The 917-nt window shown below is 64.0% G+C and carries 1 protein-coding gene; it reads right to left on the bottom strand.

Going from position 1 to position 917, the window contains the following annotated elements; all coding sequences use genetic code 11:
• A partial coding sequence (locus HX774_RS18760; RefSeq protein ID WP_178828945.1) for a hypothetical protein occupies nucleotides 1–917 on the bottom strand: 917 nt, incomplete at both ends.

The following is a 917-nucleotide window of genomic DNA, read 5'->3' as shown; positions in this document are numbered from 1 at the left end:
ATGTTGCCCAGAGCCGCCATCAGACGGCCGATTCCGTTGGCCCCGCCCTCTTGCAGAGCGGAGTCCATATGGCCGCCCAGACGGCGTTCGTTCGGACGCATGTGGTCCAGACCGAAATCGCTGTCCACGCTCAGGTGCACGCCTTCGCCATCGCCCGTGAGGCTGTAGTTCAGGGCCAGAGTAGAAGCGATGTTGTAATCACCCGCCACGCCCTGCCCCCCCGTGGCGAACAGGGTCAGCGGACGTGCATTTTCCAGCCACAGAAGGTTCACGCCAATCTCGCCGGACACCACTGCATCGCCCGAGACGTTCACGCGGTCCGAGGCATAGGGACCGAAGGCCACGTCGAACAGCGTCTTGCCTGTCGCGGTCTGGACGAAGTGGCCGTCCAGCTCCACGGTCGAGATGACGCGGGCGCCGTAATAGACGTTGTTCTTGGCCTCCACCAGGCCGTCCAGATCGCCGAAGGTTTCACCTGCAGCCAGATCCAGCGGCCAGGACGGACCTTCCAGGCCCAGACGCAATAGACCGTCGTTGGTAAAGGTCGCCGCGCCGCCAGCCAGAGCGACAGCCTGTGCCGAGACCGAACCGGCCGCCATACGCGAGAGCAGGCTATCGCGCAGGATAATGCGATCGAATGTCAGATAGGTCGCGCCGAGGCTGTTCAGGAAGCGGTTGTCGCCGCCTGACAGGTCGATATTGCCGAACACCAGACCATTGTTGACGATCCGGTCATTGCCCGCGCCTCCCTGGAGGGCCATGCCGCTGACGGCGGACAGCGAGGTGTTGGTGGTGACAAGATTATCCGAACCGCCCAGCAGTTGCAGGCCGATGCCCGTCCCCGAACCCCCGCGTACGAAATCGTCCAGATTGACGGTGATGTCGCCCGCGCCGTCGAGGCCCTCGCTCTGGGCCAG

It is taken from the genome of Brevundimonas sp. P7753, assembly GCF_013386595.1.
Classification (GTDB): Bacteria; Pseudomonadota; Alphaproteobacteria; order Caulobacterales; family Caulobacteraceae; genus Brevundimonas; species Brevundimonas bullata.
Note: the sequence above shows the minus strand (reverse complement) of the source record. Positions and strands in the feature narration are given on the sequence as shown.